Annotated in this window: 23 protein-coding genes; 11 read left to right on the plus strand and 12 right to left on the minus strand. The window is 68.6% G+C overall.

Features of this window, described 5'->3' with window-relative positions; genetic code table 11:
- The first annotated feature begins 8 nt into the window (after positions 1–8).
- The 3 genes from IPP98_09930 to IPP98_09940 all read left to right on the plus strand — a co-directional run bounded on the left by IPP98_09930 (position 9) and on the right by IPP98_09940 (position 2,463).
- Complete coding sequence (locus IPP98_09930; GenBank protein MBL0179427.1) at positions 9–1,049, plus strand: bifunctional oligoribonuclease/PAP phosphatase NrnA; 1,041 nt, start codon at positions 9–11, stop codon at positions 1,047–1,049.
- Positions 1,050–1,115: 66 nt separating this feature from the next.
- A complete protein-coding gene (locus tag IPP98_09935; protein ID MBL0179428.1) occupies positions 1,116–1,346 on the plus strand; it encodes a NifU family protein in 231 nt (76 codons plus the stop codon).
- A 19-nt stretch (positions 1,347–1,365) separates the two neighbouring features.
- Positions 1,366–2,463, plus strand: coding sequence for an Mrp/NBP35 family ATP-binding protein (locus IPP98_09940; protein MBL0179429.1), 1,098 nt, complete (start codon positions 1,366–1,368; stop codon positions 2,461–2,463).
- Positions 2,464–2,530: 67 nt separating this feature from the next.
- Here the strand turns inward: IPP98_09940 and IPP98_09945 are convergent, their stop codons facing one another.
- The 4 genes from IPP98_09945 to IPP98_09960 form a co-directional block, all read right to left on the minus strand.
- Positions 2,531–3,385 (minus strand): hypothetical protein, encoded by an 855-nt coding sequence (locus IPP98_09945; GenBank protein MBL0179430.1) that lies wholly within the window; start codon positions 3,383–3,385, stop codon positions 2,531–2,533.
- Positions 3,382–4,602, minus strand: coding sequence for a polymer-forming cytoskeletal protein (locus IPP98_09950; GenBank protein ID MBL0179431.1), 1,221 nt, complete (start codon positions 4,600–4,602; stop codon positions 3,382–3,384). Before IPP98_09950 ends, IPP98_09945 begins: the two co-directional genes overlap by 4 nt.
- A complete protein-coding gene (locus tag IPP98_09955; protein MBL0179432.1) occupies positions 4,589–5,068 on the minus strand; it encodes a hypothetical protein in 480 nt (159 codons plus the stop codon). The genes IPP98_09950 and IPP98_09955 overlap by 14 nt, the downstream gene beginning before the upstream one ends.
- A gap of 148 nt (positions 5,069–5,216) precedes the next feature.
- Positions 5,217–5,828, minus strand: a complete 612-nt coding sequence (locus tag IPP98_09960; protein ID MBL0179433.1) for a sigma-70 family RNA polymerase sigma factor — start codon at positions 5,826–5,828, stop codon at positions 5,217–5,219.
- Positions 5,829–5,900: 72 nt separating this feature from the next.
- Here IPP98_09960 and IPP98_09965 point away from each other — a divergent pair, with 72 nt between their 5' ends.
- The 7 genes from IPP98_09965 to IPP98_09995 all read left to right on the plus strand — a co-directional run bounded on the left by IPP98_09965 (position 5,901) and on the right by IPP98_09995 (position 12,282).
- Positions 5,901–6,635 (plus strand): ubiquinone/menaquinone biosynthesis methyltransferase, encoded by a 735-nt coding sequence (locus IPP98_09965; GenBank protein MBL0179434.1) that lies wholly within the window; start codon positions 5,901–5,903, stop codon positions 6,633–6,635.
- Positions 6,632–8,110 carry a menaquinone biosynthesis decarboxylase gene (locus IPP98_09970; GenBank protein ID MBL0179435.1) on the plus strand — a complete coding sequence of 493 codons (1,479 nt, stop codon included), beginning with the start codon at positions 6,632–6,634 and terminating at the stop codon, positions 8,108–8,110. The genes IPP98_09965 and IPP98_09970 overlap by 4 nt, the downstream gene beginning before the upstream one ends.
- Before the next feature lie 17 nt (positions 8,111–8,127).
- Positions 8,128–9,027 (plus strand): UbiA family prenyltransferase, encoded by a 900-nt coding sequence (locus IPP98_09975; GenBank protein MBL0179436.1) that lies wholly within the window; start codon positions 8,128–8,130, stop codon positions 9,025–9,027.
- A gap of 101 nt (positions 9,028–9,128) precedes the next feature.
- The gene (locus tag IPP98_09980) at positions 9,129–9,713 is read left to right on the plus strand and encodes a UbiX family flavin prenyltransferase (protein MBL0179437.1); all 585 of its coding nucleotides are present in this window, start codon (positions 9,129–9,131) and stop codon (positions 9,711–9,713) included.
- 1 nt (position 9,714) lies between these two features.
- Positions 9,715–10,209 carry a metallophosphoesterase family protein gene (locus IPP98_09985; protein MBL0179438.1) on the plus strand — a complete coding sequence of 165 codons (495 nt, stop codon included), beginning with the start codon at positions 9,715–9,717 and terminating at the stop codon, positions 10,207–10,209.
- Between the two features lie 355 nt (positions 10,210–10,564).
- Positions 10,565–11,371, plus strand: coding sequence for a PEP-CTERM sorting domain-containing protein (locus tag IPP98_09990; GenBank protein ID MBL0179439.1), 807 nt, complete (start codon positions 10,565–10,567; stop codon positions 11,369–11,371).
- Between the two features lie 419 nt (positions 11,372–11,790).
- Positions 11,791–12,282: a PEP-CTERM sorting domain-containing protein gene (locus IPP98_09995; GenBank protein MBL0179440.1), complete on the plus strand. Its 492-nt coding sequence runs from the start codon at positions 11,791–11,793 to the stop codon at positions 12,280–12,282.
- A gap of 205 nt (positions 12,283–12,487) precedes the next feature.
- Here the strand turns inward: IPP98_09995 and IPP98_10000 are convergent, their stop codons facing one another.
- The 8 genes from IPP98_10000 to IPP98_10035 form a co-directional block, all read right to left on the minus strand.
- Positions 12,488–12,631 carry a hypothetical protein gene (locus tag IPP98_10000; protein ID MBL0179441.1) on the minus strand — a complete coding sequence of 48 codons (144 nt, stop codon included), beginning with the start codon at positions 12,629–12,631 and terminating at the stop codon, positions 12,488–12,490.
- Positions 12,632–13,037: 406 nt separating this feature from the next.
- Positions 13,038–14,159: a hypothetical protein gene (locus IPP98_10005; protein ID MBL0179442.1), complete on the minus strand. Its 1,122-nt coding sequence runs from the start codon at positions 14,157–14,159 to the stop codon at positions 13,038–13,040.
- 1,241 nt (positions 14,160–15,400) lie between these two features.
- The gene (locus IPP98_10010) at positions 15,401–15,934 is read right to left on the minus strand and encodes a hypothetical protein (GenBank protein MBL0179443.1); all 534 of its coding nucleotides are present in this window, start codon (positions 15,932–15,934) and stop codon (positions 15,401–15,403) included.
- 30 nt (positions 15,935–15,964) lie between these two features.
- Positions 15,965–17,074 (minus strand): nuclease, encoded by a 1,110-nt coding sequence (locus IPP98_10015; protein MBL0179444.1) that lies wholly within the window; start codon positions 17,072–17,074, stop codon positions 15,965–15,967.
- An 82-nt stretch (positions 17,075–17,156) separates the two neighbouring features.
- The gene (mutM, locus tag IPP98_10020; GenBank protein MBL0179445.1) at positions 17,157–17,981 is read right to left on the minus strand and encodes a bifunctional DNA-formamidopyrimidine glycosylase/DNA-(apurinic or apyrimidinic site) lyase; all 825 of its coding nucleotides are present in this window, start codon (positions 17,979–17,981) and stop codon (positions 17,157–17,159) included.
- A 30-nt stretch (positions 17,982–18,011) separates the two neighbouring features.
- Entirely contained in the window at positions 18,012–19,280 is a 1,269-nt protein-coding gene (gene purD, locus IPP98_10025) for a phosphoribosylamine--glycine ligase (GenBank protein ID MBL0179446.1), read from the minus strand.
- A complete protein-coding gene (locus IPP98_10030; GenBank protein ID MBL0179447.1) occupies positions 19,277–20,302 on the minus strand; it encodes a M48 family metallopeptidase in 1,026 nt (341 codons plus the stop codon). The genes purD and IPP98_10030 overlap by 4 nt, the downstream gene beginning before the upstream one ends.
- 68 nt (positions 20,303–20,370) lie before the next feature.
- Complete coding sequence (locus tag IPP98_10035; GenBank protein MBL0179448.1) at positions 20,371–21,540, minus strand: cystathionine gamma-synthase; 1,170 nt, start codon at positions 21,538–21,540, stop codon at positions 20,371–20,373.
- Positions 21,541–21,682: 142 nt separating this feature from the next.
- Between IPP98_10035 and IPP98_10040 the strand changes: the two genes are divergently transcribed.
- Positions 21,683–22,759: phosphoglucosamine mutase (locus IPP98_10040; protein ID MBL0179449.1), on the plus strand; the 1,077-nt coding region annotated here is incomplete at its 3' end.

The raw sequence follows: 22,759 nt of genomic DNA on the forward strand, positions 1-22,759 counted from the left end.
TTGGTCGCATGACTTCAGCGACCCCCAACACGATCACGTCCAGCGCCGCTGCCCTCGAGGTGGCGGCGCTGTGGCGTCCCGGCATGCGTCTCTGCCTGACGACCCACGTGAATCCCGACGGCGACGGCCTCGGCAGCGAGGTGGCGATGGTCCACCTCCTCCGCGGCCTCGGCGTCGACGCCATCATCACCAACCCGACCGCCACGCCGGATCGCTTTGCGTTCCTCTTTGCGGACCTTCCCGGCGTCGACAAGAGCGACAAGGCCGTGAAGGAGTTGCGGCGCGCCGATGCGATCCTCGTCCTCGACATCGCCGATCTCTCGCGCCTCGGCATCCTCGCCGAGACGGTGCGCGAGCGCGGCGTGCCGGTGGGCTGCATCGACCACCACGTCAGCAAGGGCGACCTCCCCGCCGGGCCGCGCTACGTCGATCCGACCGCCGCGGCGACCGGCGAGCTGATCCATCGCCTCGCCACCGAGCTCGGTTGGACCATCACCCCCGAAGCCGCGCGCGCGATGTATGTCGCGTTGGTGACCGACACCGGCGGCTTCCGCTTCTCGAATACCAAGCCGGCCACGCTGCGCGCTGCCGCCGCGCTGCTCGAGTGCGGCGTCGACACCGAGCAGACCTATCTCGACATCTATGCCTCGGCACCGATCGGCCGGCCGCGGCTGCTCGCCGAGGTGCTGCAGACGCTGGTGGTCGAGGAGGAGAGCGGATTGGCGTGGGTCACGGTGCCGCCGGGGGCGTTGGAGCGGCACGACGTCGACCCCGACGACCTCGACGGGATCGTCGAGCACGCCCGCTCGGTGAAGGGGGTGCGGCTGGCGCTGCTCTTCCGCGAGATGTCCGGGGGGCGGGTCAAGGTCTCGCTCCGGAGCGTCGGGAAGGTCGACGTGGCCGCGCTGGCCCGCCAGTTCGGCGGAGGCGGCCATACCAAGGCGGCCGGGGTCGCCATCGCCGGAACGCTGAGCGACGTCCAGGAGACCATCCTCGCGGCCTCACGTGCCTATCTTCTCGGCACGCCGGCGGCCGTGGGCGGGTTGTAGCGGCAGGGCGGCATGGTACCTTTCGAAATGCCGAGCACCGTAGTCGGAATTAGCAGTGGAGCAGCCGTGGACATCGTGGAACGGATCGAGGAGGCCCTCGAGGGCATCCGGCCTTACATCGCCTCCCACAAGGGGTCGGTCGAGGTGGTCGACTTCGATCCGGTGGAGGGGCATCTGCTGCTGCGCATGGGCGGCACCTGTCAGGGCTGCGCCGCGGCCACCATCACCCTCAAGCATGGCATCGAGACGCGCCTCAAGCAGTCGGTCCCCGAGGTCCGCACGGTCGAGGCAGTCTGAGCACATACAGGACGCGACAATGAGCATCACGCAGGCAGACGAAGTCCGCGCAGTCCTCGACCAGGTGCAGAACCCCCGCACCGGGAAAGGACTCGTCGCGTCCGGGATGATCCACGACCTCACCGTCGACGCCGCCACCAAGGAGGCGTCGTTCACCTTCATGCTGCGCCGCGACGACCCCGCCACGCTGGTGCGCCATGCGCGTCAGGCGCTCGGCAACGCCGGCTATCCGCAGCCGAAGATCAAGGTGACCGATCCGGCCGGCCCTGCGCCGACCACGCACCAGCCGCCACAGAGCGCGGCCGCCGGTGTGCCGGCCCCGACGCCGATGGAAGTGCCGGGGATCGCCAAGGTGATCGCGGTGTCGTCAGGGAAGGGTGGCGTCGGCAAGTCGACTGTCGCCGTGAACGTGGCGATCGCCCTCGCCGAGCGCGGCTTCAAGGTCGGCATCATGGACGCCGACTTCTACGGCCCGAATCTCCCGCGGATGATCGGCGTCTACGAACGGCCGATGGTCGAGAACAGCCGCATCATCCCGCTCGATGCCTATGGCGTCAAGCTGATGTCGATCGGCTTCCTCGTCGACCGCGATGCGCCCGCCATCTGGCGCGGCCCGATCATCACCAAGATCATCCACCAGTTCCTGCACGATGTGGCGTGGGGCGAGCTCGACTACCTGATCGTCGACATGCCGCCGGGCACCGGCGACGCGCAGCTCTCGCTGGTGCAGCAGGTGCTGGTGAGTGGCGCGGTGATCGTCACGACGCCACAGGAAGTGGCCGTCGGCGACGCGCTCCGTGGCGCCAAGATGTTCGAGAAGGTCAACGTGCCGGTGCTGGGTGTCGTCGAGAACATGAGCGGCTTCCTCGATCCGGTCACCGGGATGCGGCACGACCTCTTCGGCAAGGGCGGCGGTGCGCGCCTCGCCGACGAGATCATGGCCCCGCTGCTGGGCGAAGTGCCGCTGCAGCCTGGCCTTGTCGAGGCCGCCGATGCCGGCCGGCCGATCATGGTGGACGCACCGACCTCAGCCGCCGCCGTGATGCTGCGCGAAATTGCCGACCGGATCCATGATCGGGCCGGCGAAGTTGGGGTGGTGATGCCGATCCTGGAATGAAAAAACCGCGGCGAGATCGCCGCGGCCGGATGGAGTGAAACGAACCGCGGCCCACGCCGCGGTTTCGTTATTTCGGCAGCCACGCCACCGTGACACCCGCCGCCGAGGCGTTCACCGTCACGGTGAGCTTGTGCTTGGCCTGCTCGAAGCCCGGTGTGGTCCACGTGTCGCCAGCCCGCGTGAACCCCTCGGCGTCCAGCGAGGAGAGAAAGCGCGACGCCACCAGCCGCACGCCGGTGCCCCGCGGAATCCGCAGGGTCAGCCCACCCATGGCGAGCGAGACATCGGCAGTCAGGTCTCGGCGCCAGGCGCCATCGAACGAGAGCTCGGCCTTCCCGACCCCACCATCGACGTGAATCTCGGCGCAGCCGGCGTTGGCGAGGCCGGTCACGTCGAGCTCGGCGGCGCCGAGCGCGAAGTCCGCCCGGCTGCACTCGCCACGGTTCGGCGTCGCGAAGGTCACCGTGCTGCGGCTCGCACCTCCGCGCACGGTCAACGACAGCAACGTCATTCCGCCGAGGTCGAGGGTCGCATCGCTCGCGCCGAGGTTTGCTTCGAGCGTCATCGGCACGGTGGAGGAGAAGTCGAAATCGGCGCGCTGCGACATCTGCGCGCGCGACGTGACGCGCAATCCGGCGCTGCCATTCCCCTCGAGACCGAGTCGGAGCGTGCCGGTGCGTGCGTCGTAGCGATGCACCGGCGTGTTCCGCGCGGCGTCGTACCGCAGCTGCATTCGATAGAGGTCGGTCCCCTTGGCCGCACCGACGTGGACGACGCCGGCGCCGAACTCCACGATGGCATGCACGATCCGCTCGCCACCCACCGGGCGTGACGTGGCCACCGTGCGCATCGACTGCGCGGCGAGCGGGGTGGCGGTGACTGCCGCGCCGCAGAGCGCGAGGAAGGCTCGCGGGGTCTTCACTTCACGTCCTTCGTCGGGCGCTTGACTGCGGGAACGCCGAACTGCGGCGTGGCCCAGAGATATTCGTCGGTCATCAGTTCGGGGGGCAGGATCCGCCCGGCGAAGTGTTCGCGCACGCCGCCACGCGAGAGGAGCGCCGCACCGAAGCCGACCGTCGCCACGCTCCACGTGAGCAGCACCGCGCCGGCGAAGACGAACGCGCCCGCGACGGGCACCCAGCCGAAGCCGACCCAGGCGAGCCAGATCGTCGCCAACGAGGCGAGGCCGGTGATCACGTAACGGTAGGCGTTCGGTGACATCATGATCCCCTGCGCCATGCGGCGGCGGGTGATCGTCTCGCCCATCGCGTGGGCCACGGCGAGCAGGCCGCCGACGAGCGCAATGATCGCGATCAGCACGTAGACCACCGCGGCGAACGGCACCAGCACCGTGCCGGCGATGGTCAGCACCAGGCCGACGATCAGCATCCCGAAGGTTGGCAGGATCAGCACCTGGCCCAGTAACCCGACCAGGAAGGCCCGGCCGAAGGAGTGCACCACGGTGTCGGAGACAATCTCGAGATTCGGTCTCCCGAAGGTGACGACGCCGAGCCCGAGAATGATCAGCGTCAGACCGACGCCGAGAAGACCCGCACCGCGTCGCGCCACCTGGGCGGGAATCGAGACCGCCGCTTCGGTCGGCGCGGCATCGGCTTCCATCTGGCTGCCGCTGATCAGGCCGCCGAGTTGCCGAATGTGGCCGCCGATCGAGAGCACGTCGCCGGTGATCACCGCACCAGGGTGCAGCACGACGTCGCCGTCGAGCGCTACCACATTGCCCTCGATGCGGCCGTGGATGTCGGCGTTGCCCTTCAGCACCACGACGTGGCCGGCGATTCGTTCGGCCGAGCCGACGGAATAGTCGCCGAGGCGGGCGCTGCCACCAGTCACCGTGAGCCGCGTGTCCGCGAGTGGCGAGCGAAGCGCCGCGCGGAGATCGCGCTCGAGCGTGGTGGCGTTGTCGAGATGCGCGGGATTGACGGTCGGGCCCTGTGGCGCGGCGGCCGGGACTGCCTGCGGCGCGACCGTCGGATTCAGGAAAAAGAGCGCCGGGATGGCATTGCGGGCGCGATAGGACAGCTCTTCGATGGCACCGGGGATCGAGGCCGCAGAGAGCGGACCGGCCTGAAGCAGCAGCGCGGCAGCGAAGAGGGTCGGGAGCCGGTTACCAGCCCGCATCGGTCGCAGGCTCGGCGAGGAGTCGGCTCAGTCCGGCCAGGCCGATGGCGTACAGCCCGGCCCCACCGACAACGAAGGGGAGGGCACGGAGGGGCGTCGTCAGCGCCTCACGGACCGTCCCGAACCAGGGCTGCTCGGCGGTGTTCGCCGCCAGCGCCTGCACCGAGAGCCAGAGCGACTCGCCCACGCCGCCGACTGCCGCCCCGCTCCATCCCGTCGCCGTGGCGGGATGCGCCGCGGCCCAGGCAAAGCCCGCGGCAATGGCACTGCCACCCACCAGGGAGAGCCCGAGAATCCGGCGCTTCGCCGCGACCTCGCGTGGGGTGCGCACCGCGGCGGTGACCACCTTGATCGACCCGTCGGCAATGGTGACCCGCGCCATCACCCGATCGGAGAAGCCCACCGATGCGTCGATCGCCGGGAGGCCGCCGAGGAGGGCGACGACCCGGCGATCGAGGGCAACCATTTCATCGCAGAGAGGGCATGTTGCAACGTGGGACAGCGCGCGCGGAGAGCTCAGACCCTCTACGAGGGCATCGAGTTCATCGGCGGAGAGGTGCTGCATCGCGGGCTGTGTCATCTGGCTCTTCTACGTCCGGGTCAGAGGGGGAGTTTCAGGCGTCACGCGTGTCGGCGAGCAGGATCCGGAGCTCGTTGCGAGCCCGGTGGATGTAGGTCTTCACGGTGCCGAGGGGGAGGTCGAGCATCTCGGCGATTTCCTCGTACGGGCGCCCTTCGACGTGCCGGAGCAGGATGCAGGCGCGGTATTCCGGCCGGAGCTGGGCGATGGCCACTTCGATCTGCTTGCCCAGCTCTCGGGCGGTCACTTCTTCCAGGGCGGATTCGGCGCCATCACTGATCTGCAGCGTGGTCGCCTCGACCGCGTCGGCGCTTTCGGCGTGGGGCGAGCCGTCGAGCGACAGCGTGTCCAGGTTGCGACGCCGGAGGTGATCGATCGCGGTGTTGTTGGCGATCTTGAAGATCCAGCTCGAGAACTTGAACTCGGGGCGATAGCTCTCGACCGCGTTGAGGACCTTCACGAAGGTTTCCTGCGCCAGATCCTCGGCCAGCTCGCGGTCGCGCACCATCCGATAGAGCAGCGAGAAGACCGGCCGCTGGTAGCGACGGATCAGCTCACGGTAGGCGGCCTCCCGGCCAGCCACGGCGTGACGCACCACTTCCTGATCGGTCAGCGCCTTCCAGTCCACGGTACCCTGCGGGCTCACGCGAGGGTCCCAGTGGCCGGGCCGCCGATCCAGGGATGCGCCCAATCGGGGGCCCCGGTAGCTTTCCCCGCAATGCCAACTGCCAACGAGGCGCTACCGGTCACGGGTGGGGATGCCAAGCGCGAGTATGTGCGCGGAGTCTTCACCGACATCGCTCCGCGCTATGACCTGCTGAACCACGTTCTCTCCCTCAACGCCGACACCCGCTGGCGCCGCACGGCGGTGGACCGCCTCGGCTGGGAACGGGCGCCCGAGGGCACCTACCTGGACCTCTGCGCCGGCACCCAGGACCTGGCTGCCGACCTCGGCAACCGGCCCGCCTTCCGCGGGCGGGTCATCGCGGCAGACTTCGTCCCCGCGATGCTGGTGCGCGGCAAGGGGAAGTCGGCGCGCGTCCGCGCGGCGGCGGCGGATGCGCTCCACCTGCCGTTCGAGGATGGCACCTTCGACGGGGCGACGGTCGGCTTCGGGGTGCGCAACCTGATGGATCTCGATGCGGGACTCCGGGAGGCGGCACGGGTGCTGAAGCCAGGCGCGCGCTTCGTGATCCTGGAATTCTCGACGCCGCGGTGGCAACCGCTCCGCAGCCTCTACCTCACCTACTTCCGTCACATCCTGCCGCGGGTGGGACGGCTCGTCTCGAAACATACGAACGCCTACGACTGGCTACCAGCGTCTGTCCTCGCCTTCCCCGAACCGCCGGCCCTGGCCGCCCGGATGACGGCGGCCGGCTTTGCCCAGGTGCAATGGGAAACGCATTGGGGCGGGATCGTGGCGGTGCACGTGGGGGTACGGGAGGAATCATGACACTCGACACCATTGCCGACTATATCGCCGCCATCGAGCGGATGGGCGAACTGGTCCGGATCACCCAGCCGGTCCGGACCCATCTGGAGATCGCGGAGATCGCCGATCGGACGATGAAGCTCCCCGGTGGCGGCCCGGCCCTCCTCTTCGAGCGGCCCGTGCTCCCCAATGGCCGCGAGTCCAGCATCCCGGTGGCGATCAACCTCTATGGCTCGCGGAAGCGGATGTGTCTGGCCCTCGGCGTCGATCGCCTCGATGCCATCGGCGACCGGATCGCCGAGATGGTGCAGCTCAAGGTGCCTGAGGGGATCATGGGGAAGCTGTCGATGCTCCCCAAGCTCGCCGAGATGGCCAAGTACCCGCCGAAGACGCGGTCGGGGAAGCCGGCCTGCCAGGAGATTGTCCTCCGTGGCGACGACATCGACCTCGAGGCGCTGCCGATCCTGCAGACCTGGCCGGGCGATGGCGGCTGCTACCTGACCCTGCCGATGGTGATCACCCGCGATCCGAAGACCGGCGGCCGCAACGTCGGGATGTACCGGGTGCAGGTGCAGGGGAAGCGCGACCTCGCGATGCACTGGCAGCGCCACAAGAGCGGCGCGGCGCACTGGCGCGAGATGGCCGCACGCGGCGAGACGATGCCGGTGGTGATCGCGATCGGTGGTGACCCGGCCTCGGTCTATTCCGGCTCCGCGCCGCTGCCGCCGGCGATCGACGAGTTCCTCTTCGCCGGTTTCCTCCGTCGTGAGCCGGTCGAGCTCGCCAAGGCGCTCACCTGCGACCTCGAGGTGCCTGCCGAAGCGGAGATCGTGATCGAGGGATACATCGATCCGAGCGAGGAGCTGGTGATGGAGGGGCCGTTCGGCGACCACACCGGCTTCTACTCGCTCGCCGATCGCTATCCGCGTCTGCATGTGACTGCCGTGACGATGAAGAAGAAGCCGACCTACATCGCGACGCTGGTCGGGCGGCCGCCGATGGAGGACTACTGGCTCGGCCATGCGACGGAGCGGATCTTCCTCCCGCTGTTGCGGCTGACCGTGCCCGAGATCGTCGACTATCACATGCCGGCGGCGGGGATCTTCCACAACCTCGTCTTCGCCAGCATCGACAAGCAGTATCCCGGGCAGGCCTACAAGGTGATGCACGCGATGTGGGGCACCGGGCTCATGTCACTGTCGAAGGTGCTGGTGATCGTCGACAAGGACGTGAATGTGCAGGATCAGGAGGAGACCTGGTGGGTCGCGCTCAACAACATCGACCCGAAGCGCGACGTCGAGTTCGCGCGCGGGCCGGTGGACGTGCTCGACCATGCCTCGCAGCACTTCTCCTTCGGCAGCAAGATGGGGATCGATGCCACGCGGAAGTGGCCCGAGGAGGGCTTCACGCGCGAGTGGCCGGACAAGATCGTGATGGATGAGGGGACGAAGGCGAAGGTGGATGAGATGTGGGCGAGTTTAGGGATTGTTCGATGATCGATGATCGATCATCGATGATCGATCATCGCGAAGGCCAGACCTTCACCGGTCCCTCCGCCCTCGCCCGCTGGGCGTCGTTCGTGAAGTTGCCCCATACCCTCTTCGCATTGCCGTTCGCGCTGCTTGGCGTGCTCGCCGCGAGCCGCGTGGCGCCGGTGACGTGGGGGACGGTGGCGTGGGTGGCGGTGGCCTTCTCCTCGGCGCGCTTCGCGGCGATGGGCTTCAACCGGATCGTCGACCGCGCCTTCGACGCCGAGAACCCGCGCACCAAGGCGCGCGAGCTGCCGAGCGGGGCGATCGCGGTCGGCACGGCGAAGGTGGCGGTGGTGGTGGCGGCGATGCTCTTCATGGTGGCGAGCTGGCAACTGAATCCGCTCTGCCTCTATCTCTCGCCGGTCGCGCTCGCGTGGGTGCTGGGCTACTCGTACGCCAAGCGCTTCACCTCGTGGCCGCACCTCTGGCTCGGGCTGTCGCTGGCGATCGCGCCGGTCGGCGGCTGGCTCGCAGTGACCGGGGCGTGGAGCACGCCCTGGTGGCTGCTGCTGGTGATCACGCTCGGCGTGATGACCTGGGTCGCCGGCTTCGATGTCTTCTATGCGCTTCCCGACGAGGGCTTCGACCGCGACCAGGGGCTCCGGAGCGCCGTGGTGCGCCTGGGCCAGACGCGCGCGATCTTCTTCGGCAAGCTGCTGCACGGCATCACCATCCCCGCGCTCGCCGTCTTCGGCTGGGGCGCCGGCTTCGGCGTCTGGTACTATGTCGGCGTCGCCGCGGCGGCCGCCATCCTGACTTACGAGCATCAGCTGGTGAAGCCAGGCGACCTCTCCCGCCTCGACGCGGCGTTCTTCACGATGAATGGGGTGATGAGCGTGACGGTGTTCGTGTTTGCGTTGATCGATGTCGTTGTTGGATGATGGATGATGGATGATGGATGGTCGTGGATGAAGATCCGGAGGCCCCGTCATGCATATCCATCATCCATCATCCATCATCCCCTCTCGATGCGAGTTCTGCAATGACCGCCCTTCCCGTCGTCCTCGCCATCACCGGCGCCTCTGGCGCTCCTTACGCCGTGCGGCTGCTCGACGTGCTCGCGCGGGCGCGAGTGCCGGTGGACTTGATCGTGTCGTCGCACGGCTGGCGGTTGCTCCAGACGGAGTCGGGGGTCGCCGACCTCGCCGCGTTGCAGGCCGCGACGGGTGGTGACTGGTCGAGCATCACGGTGTACGACGATGGTGACCGGGGGGCGAAGCCGGCCTCGGGGTCGTACCGGACGCGCGGGATGGTGATCTGCCCCTGCTCGATGGGGACCGTGGCCGCGATTGCCGGCGGGACCTCGCGGTCGCTGGTGGAGCGCGCCGCCGACGTGATGCTCAAGGAGCGGCGGCCGCTGCTGCTGGTGCCGCGCGAGACGCCGCTGTCGCTGATCCACCTCCGCAACCTGACCGCTGTCACCGAGGCGGGAGCCACCGTGATGCCGGCGGCGCCGGGCTTCTACCATCAGCCGACCACCATCAGCGAGCTGGTCGACTTCATGGTGCAGCGGATGCTCGACCACCTGGGCGTCGACATCGCCCTCGCGCCGCGCTGGGGAGGCTGAGATGCGCCTCGGCATCATCGCCGACACCCACGGCCTGCTCCGCCCCGAGGTCTTCGAGGTCTTCGCCGGCGTCGATCACATTCTCCACGCCGGCGATGTCGGCCCGCTCGACATCATCACCGAGCTCGAGGCAATCGCGCCGGTCACCGCCGTCTTCGGCAATACCGACGGCTTCGACGTGCGGGCCCGGCTGCCGCGCGTGGCGCGGGTCGAGCTGGACGGCTTCGATATCGTCGTCACCCACGGCGACCAGTTCGGGCGCGGGGTGCCGAGCGAGGAATTCCAGGCGGCGTACCCGACCGCGGACATCCTGATTCACGGGCACACCCACATCCCCAAGCTCGAGCTGGTCGACGTGGTAGTGACGGTGATGAACCCCGGCGGGGCGGGTCCGCGTCGCTTCGACATTCCGGCGTCGGTCGGAATCATGGAACTGGAGGCAGGGATTCCGCCGCGTGGACGGTTGGTGCCATTGACGGGAGCGGATGAGGAGTGAGTGGTGAGTCGCGAGGGTCGTACGTCGTAAGTCGCAGGTCGTAGGTCGCAGGTCGTAGGTCGGAGGATGGGGATCGGAGGATGGAGGTCGAGAGCGGCCGGTTCCCGTACGGGGAGCCGGCCGATTGCGCGTTGGCGAGTCGCGCTGTTGCGCCTGGTCGTCAGGTGTTGGTCCGACGAATCAGGAGGCGCTCACATTGCGCGGCGCGGTGGGCGCGGCAAGCGGTTCGCTGGTCGTGAGTTGACGGCCAATTGACGCTGGCCATCTGCAGCGGAACAACTCCCGCGTGTAGCGCGAGGTGATTGTCACACCCCGTCGCCATGTTGGACGCTCCTCTCCTCAAGGAAGTTTACCGATGAAGCGTTTCGCGCTCTCCGCTGTTCTCGTCGCCGTTGCCACACCGCTCGCGGCGCAGACCACCGTGTACAACAACATGTACAATCCCGCGCCGGGGAATTACGTCAGCCAGGGCTTCGAGTGTTGCCAGGTGCAGGCCGTCGGCGGCCTGATCAGCATGAGCTCGGGCGGGACGCTCGAGGTGGCCCGTTTCGGAATGAGCAGCTGGGCCAAGGCCAGCGACTGGGTCGGCTTCGGGGGGAACACCGGCGCCGGCTTCACGGCCCCGATCACCCTGACGATCTTCGACGGCACCGGCGGCACGCTCGGCGCCCAGCTGTTCACGACCACCAGCAGCCAGTACATCCCGTACCGCCCCGAGGCGGACGCGACCTGCCCGGGTGGCACGGCGTGGCGCGATCAGACAGGGGCCTGCTTCAACGGCATGGCGTTCGAGATCGCCTTCGCACCGATCGGGTGGCTGCTCCCGCAGGACATCGGTTACGTGCTGTCCTACAACACGCAGACCGTGGGCTACAATCCGACCGGCACTCCGACCCCGATGAACTCGATCAACGTCGGCCTGCTCGCCGGCCTCGGCGGCACGACCGTCGGCTCGACGATCAACGCGCTGTACGACATGACCACCGGCGGGATGACGGTGGATGACGGCAGCTACGGCTACTCGACGTTGGCGGAGTTTCGGATCGTCTCCCCGGGCAGTGGCGGCCAGGACGTCGTTCCCGAGCCGGCGACGATGACGCTGCTGGCGACCGGGCTGGCCGGAATGGCGGCGGCGCGGCGGCGGAAGGCGAAGCGGTCGTAGGTCTCAGGTCTCAGGTCATGCGTCGGAAGTCCATCACCCTGTTCCAGGATACCCCCATGAAGCGCTTGCTCCTGTCGCTCGCCTTGGCAATGCCCGCCATGTCCCTCGCCGCACAGACCGCCGTGACCTCCCCCGGCGTACTGGTCAACCCGGGCCCGGGGAGCATGAGCGATCCCGCGGCGATCGAGACCTGGCACCGCACTGACGTGCGCGCCGGGTCGAGCATCGGTATCGATGGCACCTTCACCTACGGTGCGCCGGGATCGGTGTACCTCTCAGGGACGAACGGGACCAGCAAGGCCGATCTCACCTATCTGTTCTCCGCCAACAACTATCAGCTGTTGTCGAGCTTCTCGACCGGCCAGTACTCCTGGCTCAAGTCGTCCGCGTCGGGGCCCGACGTCGCCCCGGCCCCGTCGATGCGGCTGATGATTTACGATCCCGTCCTCGCGGCGACCGGCTTCCTGATCTATGAGCCGTATATCAACGGTCCGAACGCGGCACCGGAAGACATCTGGACGACGTCCGCCTTCTCCGCCACCTCCGGGTCGCTCTGGCTCCGGTTGCAGGGCGCGAGCTGCTACAACAACAACATCGGCAACCTGCCCACCATTCAGGGCTATGCCGGAGGCGCCAGCGTCGGCTGCGACAACGCCACCACCAAGTCGCTCAGCGCAAGCACCCTGATCTATGGTGTCAATTTCGGCATCGGCAGTGGCTGGAATGACAACTTTCTCGGTGCCGTCGACGGGGTCCAGTTCGCCTTCACGTCGGGGTTCAGCGGCTCCTTCGACTTCCAGACGGTCGGCGGGCAGCAGGACGTCGTCCCCGAGCCGGCGACGATGACACTGCTGGCGACCGGGCTGGCCGGGATGGCGGCGGCGCGGCGGCGGAAGGCGAAGCGGTCGTAAGTCGTAAGTCGTAAGTCGTAAGTCGTAAGTCATGAAAGGTGAGACGTGAAACGTGAGAGGTGAAACGTGCCATAGTGAGGCAGACGTTTCACCTCTCACGTTTTACCTCTCACGTTTCACCTATATCCTGCGACCCTAACGATCATCGATCATCGATCGTCGATCGTCGATCATCGATCATCGATCATCGATCATCGACCACCACCTAGCGACTCTCGACCACCACCCGCACCGTCGCCGCCGGATACATGGTTTGCAGCCGTTTCGGTGGCCCTCCCTCGTCGCAGACGTCCCGGGCGAGCCAGAGTACGCCGCCGCCCCAGACGCTTCGCAGCGCGCTATCGGGCACGGTGGCAAGGTCGTTGCCGTCGTTCCAGCGCGGTGCGCCGCAGTTCCAATTGGTGAGTGAAAGGATCGAGACCGCGTCGCGCTCCGGGGCAAAGGTCCAGACCAGCCAATAGACCCTGGCGTGAGCGGTGCCCGGCGGTCGACAAAGGGTTCGGTGATCGCATCGCGCGCGCGAGTGTGCAAGGTGATCACCGTCAGTGTGTCTTCGATTGCCGGTCGCATCGTGGAACTCCCCGCCAGCATCCAGAGCGCCGCCTGGCTCGGGGTCGTATAGCGCAGCTGCACGAAGCCGACGAGTGAATCGCCCGGTGCGACGACCACTTCCGGCTGGTGCGGCGTGATCGGCTGGCCGTTGAGCATTCCCCCGACGATGGCAAGCGACTGCGTGTCGAACCCTCGGAACACGGTCACTCGGAGCGCTGGCAGTCGCCCCACGCGGAACGAGACCTCGAGTGAATCCTGCAGGCCAGCATGGACCACCAGGGTGGTGGCCGTGATCTGCCCGTTGGTGACGCGCGTGGGCGCTTCCAGTCGTGCCGAGTCGACGGGGCCCGACCAGCCGGCGATGTCGAGCGGCATGCCGTCGAGCGCCGTGCTGATGCGCCCGAGTCGGTCGCGGACGGTGAAGGACGGTGGGATCTGTTGCGCCTGACGCGCCCGGGGTGCAGGACGTCGATGCCGGGAACACTCGGCGTGTTGTCCAGGCTGAGCCGAGCCGGTTGACGCAACCATTCCACGACGCCCCATCCGCCGAGCGCCAGCAGGACCGCCATCCCCAGCATGAGTCGGAGCAAGGCCGGCGTCGCCGCCGCGCTGACGCGCCAGCGCATCCCGCGCGGGGCATCGGCGGGGAGGACGATCGTGGCGAGGGCACGGCCACGTGGTCCGCCGCGGACGCGACGTCGCCAATGGCGCACAGCTCGGACCGCCTCGGCCTCGTCCCCCTGTGCGAGAGAGATGCGAACCGCGCGCTGCAGGTCGTGGAGGCCGTCGCCGTGCAGGCCGAGCCAGCGGGCGTGCTGGAGCGAGAGGTCGCGCCGTTCGTCGGGCGAGAGGCCCTCGATCGCCTGCTGCCGCACGAGATCGTGGCTCAGCTGAAAGCCGATGCTGTTTCGTTCGACCCATCCCGATCGTTCCAACCGGGCCAGACGGTCCCGCGCGGCGGACGGCGAGCCGACATCGGCGAGAGCCGCGAGTTCAGCCTCCACCACCGTCCCTCCCGCAATCGCGAGGTAGCCGAGCACCCGGCGATCGAGATCGCCCGAGGGGAATGCCGGGTCACGATGCAGCACCAGCGAGGGAATGACGGCGAGGAGGTCATCGCCGCGGGTTCCTTCGGCCGCGAGGACATTGAGTCGCTGCAGCGCACGCATGACGTAGATCGGCACACCGCCCGTGACGAGGAGCACGGCCTCCGCCGCCTTGGGGTGGACCGTGGCCGGCAACGAGGGCAACTCCGTGGCCAGCAGCGTCGCGATGTCGTCGGCCGTCAGGGAGGAAAGGTGGAGCGTGAACCACTGGGAGGACATCGCGGCGGTCAGGTCTCGCGTCGCGAACAGGCAGACGGCTTGTCCCGTGCCCGCCCGAGGCCGTGGCAAGCAGCGTGAGCGAGGCTTCATCGCCCCACTGCGCGTCGTCCACCACGAGCTGGAGCGGTTGGCGTTCACTCACGGCACTGACCAGCTCGTCGAGCGCGTCGGCGAGCGCAGCGCGGGTGGGGGCCTCCGGTGCCGTGCGGTCGTGCCTGCCGAATCGCGTGGCGAGCCGTGGATTCGCCGCGACCAGCACCTCGGCCTCCGCCGGGTCGATCCCGAGTGCCTCGGGGAGTTCCGTCAACGCATCGACGATCCGGTTCAGCAGGGTGACGGCGTCGTGGCCTCGTCGACCGACACCATCACGGGCTGGTCTGCCGCCGTCGACTCGCGCAGCAGTCGACTCTGCCGAAGCCTGCCCCACGGCGATGATCCGTCGAGGCTCCTGAGGAGGCAGGCGCAACAGGTTGCTGAGGGGGGGGGGGGCGGAGGGCCTCGGCGGGTCGCCGTGCTCGAAGCGGCGGAGCCGCGGCCAGCAGGCGCCAGCCCCGGGGGGGCGGGGGCCGGGGGGGGGCCGGGGGGGGGGGCCCCCGGGCGGGGCCCGGCCCGCCGGGCGCCCCCCGGCGGGCGGGGGGGGGGGGGGGGGGGGGGGGGGGGGGCGGGGGGGGGGGGGGGCGAGAGGGGGGGCAGACGCCGCGAGCGTTCGGCCAGCGAGCGCCCTCATCGTCGGGCCCGGGGGCCGGGGCACCGCCGATTCACCCCCGCCGCCAACTCTTGCCCGTGGTCCCAGCCCAAGGAGCCACCGTGGCACCCTCGCCATCGCCACGTCGCCCAATCACTGCATCGCGAGCAGGCGGATCGTTGTCCCCTCTCCGCGGGCCGAAGAATTGGCGCAGCCGATAGAGGGTCTGCCGCAGCGAAGCCTTCGCGTTCGCATCGTCCCGCTCACCCCACCCAAGGGCCGTCAGGGTCTCACGACTCGCGCCGCGCTCAAGGTGAGCCGTCAGGTAGACCAGGATCAGGAGTGGCTTGCCAGCGGGGAGGAGGAGTTGCGACTCGCCACGATCGCCCTCGACGATGAGTGAAGGCGTCCCGAAGCAGCGGAGTCGCAGTGACGCGAGATTGACGGACGGCTGGCTGGGCAGGGAGAGCCTCGAGTGGTCGGGTCCATGACATCAGACCACTCAATATGCCCCGCCAGTCGTCAATCGGGCGTCAAATAGCGCCAGTCGTGGGTTTCACATTCCATCCGGCTTGGGCGCGTTGCTCTTCGGGTTCAGCCCGCTCCCGATGACCTTTCCCTCGGCGTTCATGACCCAGCGGACCACCACCGGCTCATTGGCGAACTCGCTGAATTCCGCCTCGTACCAGTACTGCGGCATGCCGTTCCGGTAGGTGAGCTTCTCGACCAGCACCTTGGTCGGGAAACCGGCACGTTCGGAGATCTGCTGCATCATGGCGGTGATACCGGCCACGCCCTCTGCCTTGGCGAGCATGCCAGCGTCAAAGGCGCCGGCCAAGGAGTCGGCCAGTCCGGCAAAAAACCAGCGCGTGTAGGTCTTCCCGAGCGCCGTGAGCCTGGCTTCCTGCTCAGCGGTGAGCTTCGGGGCCGGAGCGGCGACCGCTGCGACCGGGGCCGGGGTCTGGGCTGCGAGTGGAGCGGCGGCGAGTGGGCGGCGGCGAGGAGCAGCAGGGCGGGGGCGAGGAAGCGCATCAGGGTCGGTCCGGTTGAAGGTGGTCCCACGACGAGTGGGGGCCGACTCCGGTTTCATCCTGAAACTGATACGATCATCGATGATCGATCATCGATCATCGATCGCCATTCCTCCCCATTCACCAAGTGGCACCGTCCATCGCCACGCATTCGGTCGGTTCCGGAACCAGGACATCACCAGTAGCCGCTGATGCAGGCGTTCAGGCGACACTCGGCCGATCGGTTCCGGCGGCTTGGCGAGTTCCGTCGTCACCACTCCGGCAAAAGCCTCCCGCTCGATCGGGGAGACCGGGTCGGGGTAGCAGGCACGGACTTCGCCGCGGACGATCACGAAGGCCCGGGCATCGCCGCGCGCACCCGGGTCGCGATAGACGAACGACAGCGCCTCGAGCGACGCTCGGCTGCGCGCCACCGCCGCCATCAACCACTCCAGCGATTCGAACTTCCCACGCCAGTACGCCGCCCGCTCGAAGTCGCCATCGTCGGCGCGCTCCGTCATCGAGACGACCACCCGATCGATCGGCTGGATGCTGCGCCCCTCACAGAACGCCGCCGCCAGGTCCGCCCGCGTCCGATACGCCGGCTCCGAGACGAGCCCTGCGCAGGGCCCGAGGCAGGTGCCAAAATCGAAGCGCGGGCACGCGGCGCGAATCGGATCGGTGAAGAGATCCTGCTGGTCGGCATAGTGGACCGGCATGTCGGCGCGGCAGTCGCGAATGCCGAGGAGGTCTGTCAGGACTCGCGCCGCGTCGAGGGTGCGGGCGCGCGACGGGAAGGGGCCGTAGATGCGGCCGCGATAGCGCTCGGGAGCCGCCGTGGAGACCAGCCGCGGTGCCCGTTCGTCGGTGACCACCAGGAAGCCGGCGGCCTTGTTGCGATTCATCGCCACGTTGAAGGGCGGCCGGAATTTCCGGATCAGCTCCAGTTCCGTCAGCGCGGCGGCGAATTCGCTCGGGGTGGGATCGATCCGGATATCACTCGCCGCATGGAGAATGCGGGCCCCCTTGTCTTCGGGGTAGGATGCCCGAAAGTACGACAGCAGCCTGGTGCGCAGCGCTTTCGCCTTGCCGACGTACAACACGCGGCCATCGGCGCCGAGCATCCGGTAAGTGCCCGGACGATCGTCGGCAAGCCGCTTGACCCGGAAGCGCAGCGCCTCGAGGTCGGTGGCGGGGAGGGGAAGCGCGAGGGAGCGCATGCCTGAAGATAGCGAACAGCGAACTGCGAACCGCGAACCGGGCCCCTCCGCCGCTCGCCGCTCGCTGGTCGCCGTTCGCCGCCTACGTCTGACACCTCCAACACAACACCGTCCCCCGGGCATCGATGTCGTGGGTCATCACGAGCCGGGTGCCGCAGACCTTGCACGGCTCCCCTTCACGGCCGTACACGTAGAGCTCCAACTGGAAGTTGCCCGGGGCGCCGGTGGAGGAGACGTAGTCGCGGAAGGTGGTCCCCTCGCTGGCGATGGCGGCGTCGAGAATCCGGACGACGTGGCCGTGGAGGGCGCGCAGCTTCTCGACCGGGACCTTGTTCGCGGGCTTCGATGGATCGATCCCGGCCGCGAAGAGCGCCTCGGTCGCGTAGATGTTGCCGACCCCAACCACGACGCGCTGGTCCATCAGCACCTTCTTGATCGCCGCGCGCGACTTCGCGAGCCGAGCGGCAAACAACGCTGGCGTGAACGCCGGGTCGAGCGGCTCGGGGCCGAGGCGCGCCTCGTAGGCGGCCCACGCGGCGGCATCGCACCAGCGCAGCGTCCCGATGCGGCGCACGTCGCGGTAGACCAGCAGCGAGCCGTCGTCGAGCGTGCACACCAGCACGGCGTAGTGATCCTCATCCTCCGACATTGGCCGGTCGTACACGAGCAGGGAGCCGGTCATCCCCGGTTGCACGGCGAGCAGCTTGGTGTCGGTGTGGAGGAGGGCGTGCTTCGCGCGGCGGGTCACGTCGCTGATCGTGCGCCCCGCGAGGCCGCGAAGCAGCACGCCCTTCGTCACCCCGTCGAGGACGTTGTCGTGGCGGAGCGCCACCGACTCGATGCGTCGCCCGACGAGGCGGGCGCGCAGCTGGCGAACGAGGGTTTCGACTTCTGGCAGTTCAGGCATCTGAATCGATGATCGATGATCGATGATCGATCATCGATTCGCCTCGCGCCAGCCGATGTCGCGTCGGTACTGTTTCCCTGCAAACTGGATCGCCTCGGCGGCCGCGCGGCTCCGCGCCTGCGCCTCGGCGAATGTCGGCGCGACGGCGGTGACCGCGAGCACCCGACCGCCGTTGGTGACGAGCGTGCCGTTGCCCTGCTGCGCCGTGCCGGCGTGATAGACGGTGACGCCCTCGCCGAGGTCGGCAGGGATGGTGATCGCGTCGCCCTTCCGGCTCGACTCCGGGTAGCCGGCACTCGCCAGCACCGTGGTGACAGCCGCGTCGCTGTGGAGATCAAGCGCGGGGAGTGGCTCACCCTTCGCGGCCGCGTCGAACAACGCCGTGAGCCCCGAGCGGACCAGCGGGAGCACCACCTCCGTCTCGGGATCGCCGAGGCGGCAATTGAACTCCACCACGTTGGGCGTGCCGTCGGGATGCAGCATGATGCCGGCGTAGAGGACGCCGCGGAACGACGCGCCGCGGCGCTCGAGCTCGCGGAGCGTCGGCAGCAACACCTCATGCTCGATCCGCGCCATCGCCTGGGGCGTCGCAATCGCGACCGGTGTGTAGGCGCCCATGCCGCCGGTGTTGGGGCCGGTGTCGCCTTCGCCGATCCGCTTGTGGTCCTGCGCCGGCGGGAGGATGCGCACCTCACGGCCGTTGGTCACCGCCAGTACCGACAGCTCCTCGCCCTCGAGAAATGCCTCGATCACCACCACGTCGCCGGCCGCGCCAAGCTGATGCGCGCCCATCATCGCCTGCAACGCATCGCGCGCCTCGGCGCGCGTGGCACAGACCACCGCGCCCTTCCCGGCGGCGAGCCCCGACGCCTTCACGACCAGCGGTTCGGCGTGTGCGTCCACGTACGCCAGTGCCGCGGCGAGATCGTTGAAGGTGGCGCTCGCGGCGGTCGGGACGCCGGCGGCGAGCATCACATCCTTGGAGAACGCCTTCGACGACTCGATCTGGGCGGCGGCCGCCACCGGGCCGAAGACGATGCGCCCCTCGGCGCGGAGCCGGTCCGCCAACCCGAGCGCCAGCGGCACCTCGGGACCGACCACCACGAGGTCGATGGCGTGCGCGTCGGTGGCATCGGCCAGGCGGTCGATGTCATCGGCGGCGATCGGGAGATTGGTGGCGAAGGCCGCGGTGCCGGGATTCCCCGGCGCGACGTAGATCTGGTTGGACGGATCGTCCTGCAGGAGCGCGAGGGCGAGCGCATGTTCGCGCCCGCCCCCGCCAACGACCAGCAGCCTCACGCGGAGCCCTTCGCGCGCGCTTCCTGAAAGGCTTCCTTGGCGCGTTCGGTGGCCCGCTTGGCCGCGTTCTTCAGGTGTTCGCCCACTTCCTTGATCTCCTGCTTGTAGTGCTCCTTGGCGTCGTGCATGTCGTCGCGCAGCGGCCGCTCCGCCTGCTCGGTGCCACGCCGGACGTACTCGCCGCGCAGGATCCGCTCGTAGTCGCCACTCTGCACCCACTTCTGCACCTCGGCGGCGCGGACGACGTTCATCGGATGGGTCAGCGCGAGCGTGCTGAGGATCTTGTAGACCACGTCGAGTCCGTCGTTCGAGGACGCGTACTCGTTGGCCTGCACCATGAAGGGCTCGAGGTTGAGGTCGCCCGGGCGGATGTTCGTCGTGTTGCCGCCGCCGGCCATCTTCATGAAGAGGCGCATCGTCGCCTGCAGGTCCTGTGAGCCGAGCAGCGAGGCGCGGTCGGCCGACAGCTCCGACTTCCGCGACCACTCGAGGAACGCAAACTTCACCGGCAGCAGGATGATCGAGGCGAGCATGGGCAACGCGCCGAGGCTCACCATCACCATGATCGCCGCGATGGTGCGGTAGAGTGAATGCCCGCTGATCACGTGGCCAAGTTCGTGCGCCAGCAGGACGCGCTGCTCCTCGGTGTCGAGCAACTCGAGCGCCGACGAGTGGATCACGATGAACGGATCGTCGATGCCGTACGCGCCGGCGTTGAAGATCGGCGTCTGGGTGACATAGAGCTCGGGAATCGTTTCCCACCCGAAGGTGGAACAGTTCTCGACATGCAGCGCCCAGAGGAGCGGGAACTGGGTGGGGCCGACGCGGACCGCATTGCCCTGGAAGAGGAGGCGGATGCCGCGCTCGCCGCCGAGCATGCCGAGAATCTTGCGAATCACCTCGTCGACACCGGGGACGGCGCGGAGGGTCTGCAGGGCGGCGCGGTCCGCCGGATGCTCCCACGCCACCGCGGCGATTTCGGGGAGGGCAATACGGGGGCGGGCAGCCGGAAGCGAGGTCATCGGAGACTCGTGCGTTGAGGTTCCGTCCCCTTACGCAGCGGGGGACGGCCCTGTTTCATCGTGCATCGTCAGGCGGAGAGCGCCTTGTCCAGGTCCGCCTGCAGGTCACCCAGGTCCTCGATCCCGACCGAGAGCCGCACCAGCGAGTCGGTCAGCCCCATCTCGTCCCGCAGCGCCTTCGGCACCGAGGCGTGGGTCATCGTCGCGGGGTGGCCGATCAGCGACTCGACGCCACCGAGCGACTCCGCCAACGCGAAGAGGTGCGTCGACTCGACCACGCGGCGCGCGCGTTCGAGCGAGCCGAGCTCAATGGAGATCATCCCGCCGAAGCCCGCCATCTGTCGCTTCGCGAGCTCGTGCTGCGGATGGTCGGGGAGGCCGGGGTAGTAGACGTGCTGCACGTCGGCGCGCCCGGCGAGCCAGGTCGCCAGCGTGCCGGCGCTGTCGCAGTGGGCGCGCATCCGGAGTGGCAGCGTCTTGATGCCGCGCAGCGCCAGCCAGCAATCGAACGGACCGGGGATGCCGCCGGCGGCGTTCTGCAGGAAGCCGATCCGCTCACCCAGGTCCTCGCGCGCCGTCACCAGGGCGCCGCCGACCATGTCGGAGTGGCCGTTGAGATACTTGGTGGTGGAGTGGAGGACGATGTCGGCGCCGAGGGCGAGCGGGCGCTGCAGGATCGGCGTCGCGAAGGTGTTGTCGACGACGAGCAGCAGGCCATGCGCCTGGGCCAGGTCGCCCACCGCGCGCAGGTCGGTGAGGAACATCATCGGATTGGTGGGCGTCTCGCAGTACAGCATCCGCGTCGTCGGGCGAAGCGCGGCCTCGATGTTCGCCACGTCGCGCATGTCGACGAAGGTGAAGGCGACGCCGAAGTTCTCGTAGACGCGCTGCATCAGCCGGTGACTGCCGCCGTAGACGTTGCTCCCCACCACGACGTGGTCGCCCGACTTCAGCAGCTTGAGGACGGTGTCGAGTGCCGCGAGTCCGGAGCCGAACGCAAAGCCGTGGAGGCCGCCTTCGAGCGCCGCGAGGTTCCGCTCCAGCGCCTCGCGCGTCGGGTTCGCGGTCCGGGCGTACTCGTAGCCGTTGTGTGGCACGCCGAGGGCGTCCTGCACATAGGTCGAGGTCTGGAAGATCGGCGGCATCACCGCGCCGGCCACCGGGTCGGGCAGCTGGCCGGCGTGCACGGCGAGTGTGGCGAGCTGCTGCGTGGTGTGCGCTTCGGGCAAACGGGTCATCAGCCGACCGGGCGAGGGAAGGCCGAAGCTTATGTCCCGCATCAACTTGGGGCAAGGCGCGATTGTGGAACACGGACTGGACCCGGTAGCTTGCGGCTGGTCGCATTGCGCACGATTTCCCAGCCCCGAGGTCGGTCTGCCGATGTCCGAAACCCTGATGATCTCCGTCTCCGGCATGCGCGGGCATGTCGGCAGTGATTTGACTCCCGAACTGGTGGCCCGTCACGCCGCCGCGCTCGGGGCCTGGGTGCGCAGCCGTGGCGGCACGAGCGTGGTGATCGGGCGCGACGCGCGGACGTCGGGGCCGATGTTCACGCTGGCCGCGACGGCCGGTTTCCAATCGGTGGGTGTCGACGTGATCGACGTCGGCATGGTGCCCACGCCGACGGTGCAGATGGCGGTGGAGCATCATCACGCTGGCGCCGGGCTGATTCTGACGGCGAGCCACAATCCGATCGAGTGGAATGCGCTGAAGTTCGTCGGTCCGGACGGCATTTTCCTCGACGCCGAATCCGGCGCGATCGTGCGTCGACTGGCCGACGAGGGTCCTCCGCGAAGCGGGTGGGACACCATCGGCACTCGCCGCGATGACCCGGAGGCCGTCGAGCGGCACCTCGATGCCATCCTGGCGCTCCCCGAGATCGATGTCGAGGCGATTCGCGCGGCCCAGTTCCACGTCGCGCTCGACTGCGTGCGCGGTGCGGGGGCGCCGTCGATGCTGGCGCTGTTCGACCGCCTCGGTGTCCGGGTCAGCGGGATCAACCTCGAGACCGACGGTCGCTTCCCCCGCGAGCCCGAGCCGATCCCCGAGAACCTCGGTGCATTGGGTGAGCTGGTCCGGGCCTCAGGCGCCGACCTCGGGATGGCGGTCGATCCGGATGTCGATCGGCTGGCGCTGGTCGACGAGTCGGGAACCCCGATCGGGGAGGACTACACCCTGGCCGTGGCCACCCGGGCGGTGCTCGCCCGGCAGCCGGCCGGCAGCGGCCCCCAGACCGTGGTCGTCAACCTCTCGACCTCCCTGGTGGTGGAGGATGCGGCCCGCTCGGGCGGGGCGCGGTTCGTCCGGGCGCCAGTCGGGGAGGCCAATGTGGCCCGGGCGATCGTGGCTGAGCGCGCCGTCATTGGCGGGGAGGGGAACGGCGGCGTGATCCTGCCCGCCCTCCACGTGGGGCGGGATGCCCCGCTGGGGGCGGCCCTCATCTTGCAATACCTGGCC

The sequence above is a fragment of the Gemmatimonadota bacterium genome (genome assembly GCA_016720805.1).
Lineage (GTDB): Bacteria > Gemmatimonadota > Gemmatimonadetes > Gemmatimonadales > GWC2-71-9 > Palsa-1233.